This is a genomic window from Profundibacter sp. (assembly GCF_056498605.1).
In genome coordinates, this window is record NZ_JBSMEZ010000054.1 from 1 (window position 1) to 4,187 (window position 4,187).

The 4,187-nt window shown below is 57.8% G+C and carries 5 protein-coding genes and 1 pseudogene; 4 read left to right on the forward strand and 2 right to left on the reverse strand.

Annotated elements, in window-relative coordinates:
- Positions 1-179, reverse strand: a pseudogene (locus tag ACWB12_RS05665) (PaaI family thioesterase); the annotation flags it as partial.
- A complete protein-coding gene (locus ACWB12_RS05670) occupies positions 176-568 on the reverse strand; it encodes a PaaI family thioesterase (protein WP_118944477.1) in 393 nt (130 codons plus the stop codon). The gene ACWB12_RS05670 and the pseudogene ACWB12_RS05665, both read right to left, overlap by 4 nt.
- A 238-nt stretch (positions 569-806) precedes the next feature.
- Between ACWB12_RS05670 and ACWB12_RS05675 the strand changes: the two genes are divergently transcribed.
- The 4 genes from ACWB12_RS05675 to ACWB12_RS05690 form a co-directional block, all read left to right on the forward strand.
- Positions 807-1,964, forward strand: coding sequence for a putative manganese transporter (locus tag ACWB12_RS05675; protein WP_479529093.1), 1,158 nt, complete (start codon positions 807-809; stop codon positions 1,962-1,964).
- Positions 1,965-2,024: 60 nt separating this feature from the next.
- Positions 2,025-2,402, forward strand: coding sequence for a MerR family transcriptional regulator (locus ACWB12_RS05680; RefSeq protein WP_479529094.1), 378 nt, complete (start codon positions 2,025-2,027; stop codon positions 2,400-2,402).
- Between the two features lie 206 nt (positions 2,403-2,608).
- Positions 2,609-3,004, forward strand: coding sequence for a MerR family transcriptional regulator (locus ACWB12_RS05685; protein WP_479529095.1), 396 nt, complete (start codon positions 2,609-2,611; stop codon positions 3,002-3,004).
- 24 nt (positions 3,005-3,028) lie between these two features.
- Positions 3,029-4,187: acyl-CoA dehydrogenase family protein (locus tag ACWB12_RS05690; protein ID WP_479529096.1), on the forward strand; the 1,159-nt coding region annotated here is incomplete at its 3' end.

A 4,187-nucleotide genomic window follows, 5' to 3' on the forward strand; every position in this document is an offset into this window, starting at 1 on the left:
AACATCTGGTTGCCGATCAGTTTTTCGTCAAATGGCAGAATGGCGGTCAATTCATCCCCGCGCCGGTCAAAATGTATGCCCAGAAATTTCGCATAGGGCACACCGTCAACCAGCGAGGTCAGCGCCGCATCGCGCCGCTGTTTGATCACTTGTACGGGTTCGGGACGGGATCGGCTCATTTCTTGCCCCCCTCTTCGCGCTGGATGGTAAAAGTGCCGGTGGCCGTGGCCACGGGGCGGGATGTATCCTCGTCCGTGGCGGTGGCGCGCACAAAGGCCACTGTGCGGGTGACATGGTAACATTCGGCATGTGCCGTGATCCGCTGGCCCGGGGTTGCAGGGCGCATATAGTCGATGCGCAAATCCAGCGTCGCCGTGCCCATGGTGCCGGTCGGATGGCACATCACCGCCGCCCCGCTGGTCGTATCCATCAGCGCCGAAACCGCGCCGCCGGAAATCACGCCGGTTTCCGGATCGCCGATAAAACGTTCGTCATAGGCCATCGAGATTTCGGCCTTGCCATCAGCGATCTTGCCCAGCTCCATGCCCAGCGCCTGAAAATGCGGCATCGCGGCAAAGACCTGCCGGATCAGATTGACCCGCGCCTCGCCATCAAGGTGTTCCGGTACTGCCACGCGCCTGCTCCTTATCCAGAAAAAAGATGTCGCGCTTTTGTTATTCCGCCCAGCGCAATTCAGTGCAAGTCTTATCTGCGACATTATACCCGACAATTTCACTCAAAATTACTTGCAAATCATTCTCATTATCCATAGGGATATTGTCAGGAATAGAGTCGGAACACCTGCTATGACCACCCAGACCGCAAAACTTGGCCTACCCTCACGCAGCCCCTATGCACTGATGTTGTGGCTGAACCCCCTGAAAAACCCGCGCACGGTGATTGTTCTGACACTGGTCATTCTGGCGCTTTGGCCCGGTGAACTGGGGCAGGTCACACGCAGCATGATGCATGATGCCTTTGTGGGGGTGTCGGTGTTTGTTGCGGCCACGCTGATGCTGGTTTACGGCGGCGAAAAACTGTTCAACGTCAATCTGGGCGATTTCCTGCGCCGCCAGACCCGCCTGCAAATCCCGATCGCCACATTGCTGGGCATGTCACCCGGCTGTGCGGGGGCGATTATTGTCACCTCGGCCTATTCATCGGGCAATGTGACGCTGGGCGCGCTGGTGGCGGCCCTGACGGGCACCATGGGCGATGCCGCCTTCCTGCTGATCGCCACCAAACCGATGGCTGCCGCTGTGGTGATGCCGTTATCTTTGGTGGCCGGTATTATAACCGGCATGATCGTGGACCGCTTTCACAAGAAACAGATCCCCGGACGCGCCTGTACCACCTGCGCCATAGGCCCCAGCATCCCGCACATCCGCCATCGTGATATCATGTTCGGCCTTGTTGCCCTGCCCGGTCTGGGTCTGGGCCTGCTGGATGCGTTTCAGGTCACCCCCTCGCCATTGATGGCCACCATCGGCACCATCATCGCGCTGACGGGTATGGCGCTGATCCTGCTGATCTGGCTGGTGTCCCCCGTACTGGCCATTTCCAATCCCGAAGACCCCGCCCTAACCCGCATGACCGAGGAAACGTCCTTTATCACCATCTGGGTGCTATCCGCCTATCTGGGTTATGCCTATCTGGATGCGTTTTCGGGCCTTGACCTTGCCGCCCTGTTTTCAACCGTTGCCATCGCCATGCCGCTGATTGGTGTGCTGATCGGCTTTATCCCCGGATGCGGGCCGCAAATTCTGGTGACCACACTGTATATCAACGGCGTGGTGCCGTTTTCCGCCCTGATCGCCAATGCCATCGCCAATGACGGCGACGCCCTGTTCCCTGCCATCGCGCTGAACCCCAAGGCCGCACTGCTGGCCACGATCTATACATCCTTCCCCGCGCTGGTACTGGGGTACGCCTTCTATTTCTTCGCCCCCGGTTTTTTGAACTGACCCCGATTGCATCACGCCCCCGCATTGGTTTACCCTGCCCCTGCAAGGAGCCGTGAAACCATGTCCGATACCCAACTAAGCTTCAAAGAGATGTGCGCGAAATTCGAGGTCACCCCGCGCACCTTGCGGTATTACGAATATATCGAGCTGCTAAGCCCCGAAAAGGAGGGCCGCACACGCCTCTATGGCCCGCGCGAAGTGGCCCGTATGGTGCTGATCCTGCGCGGCCGCCGGTTCGGGTTTTCACTGGAAGAGATTCGCCAGTGGCTGGAGATTTACGAGCAGGAAGGCACCAAGGCACAGTTGGAAACCTGGGTGAAAATGGCCAACCGGCAGCTGGAAGCCCTGCAAGAACAGCGCAAGCAACTGGACGAATCAATTTCCGAACTGGAAAAATTACGCGATGGCGCGACAGACGAGTTGAAGTATAAAAAATAGGGTAAGGAATACCTTACCTTCGGCAAAATCGCCCCAAGCAGCCGGAATATATTATTTCAAATGCCCCTACGTCATATTTCCTGACGTTTCGTCATTTGATATGTGACGCCACGTTACGTTTACGTTCGCGTAAAGCATGGTTGTAGAGTTACCCTGCGTTCCGCATGTGATGCCTGTTGGCAAGTGCATTGGAAAAGGACCGCGCCATGAAAGATGACGCAATGACAATTCGACAGATGTGCAATGAATTCGGCGTAACCGCCCGCACATTGCGCTTTTACGAATCCAAAGAACTGCTGTCGCCTGTCCGCGACGGCCAAAAGCGGCTATACTCGAAACGTGATCGTGTGCGGCTGAAGCTGATCTTGCGCGGCAAACGTTTTGGCTTCAGTCTGGAAGAGGCCCGCCAGCTGCTTGAGCTTTACGACAGGAATGACAACGGCAAGACACAATTGGCCCGCACCTACAAACAGGCCTGCGAGCGCCTGAAAGTCATGGAAAACCAGTATCGGGAACTTGGCGAGGCCATCACCGAATTGAAGAAACACCTTGAATGGGGTGCCCGGACACTGGCCACCACCGACATGAAAGCCGCTGAATAGAACAATACAGGAAGGAAACCACCCATGCCCAGCTACACCGCCCCGATCAAAGACATCCAGTTCCTGCTGCATGATGTCCTGGGTGTCAGCAGCAGCGATACCCCCGGCTATGACGAACTCGAAGCCGATTTTACCGGCGCGGTACTGGAAGAGGCCGGCAAAGTCGCAAGCGGGGTTCTGGCCCCCCTGAACCCGGTTGGCGATGTCGAGGGATGCAAGCTGGAAAACGGGCTGGTCTCCACACCGACCGGTTTCAAGGATGCTTTCGAGGTAATGAAAGAGGGCGGCTGGACCGGTCTGGACTGCGATCCGGACTATGGCGGTCAGGGCATGCCCTATGTGCTAAACACCGCGGTTGGCGAGATTTTCTCGGGTGCCAATCAGGCTTTTACCATGTATCAGGGCCTGACCCACGGGGCCTATTCCGCCATCCACGCCCACGGCACGGAGGCGCAAAAGGCAAAATTCCTGCCCAAGATGGTGACCTGCGAATGGACAGGCACCATGAACCTGACGGAATCCCATTGCGGCACCGATCTGGGCCTGATGCGCACCAAAGCGGTGCCACAAGACGACGGCAGCTACAAGATCACCGGCGAAAAGATCTTCATCTCGGCCGGCGATCACGACCTGTCGGAAAACACCATCCATCTGGTGCTTGCGAAAATCCCGGGCGGGCCGGAGGGCATCAAAGGGGTATCCCTGTTCATCGTGCCGAAATATATCGTCAATGACGATGGCTCGATTGGCGATGCAAACGGCGTTTCCGTGGGCAGCATCGAGGAAAAGATGGGCATCCACGGCAATGCAACCTGCGTGATGGTCTATAATGACTCCACCGGCTACCTGCTGGGGCAGGAACACAAGGGCATGCGCGCCATGTTCACCATGATGAACGAAGCCCGCATCGGCGTTGGCATGCAGGGGCTGGCACAGGCCGAAGTGGCCTACCAGAATGCCGTGATTTACGCCAAGGACCGCCTTCAGGGGCGCGCTGTGACCGGTGTTGCAAACCCTGACGGGCCGGCCGACCCGATCATTGTGCACCCGGATGTCCGGCGCAACCTGATGGACCAGAAAAGCTTTGTCGAAGGTGGCCGCGCCTTCCTGCTGTGGAGCGCCAACCTGATCGACCGCACGGTGCGGGCGGGCGACAAGGACGCCGACGGGCTGGTTTCCCTGA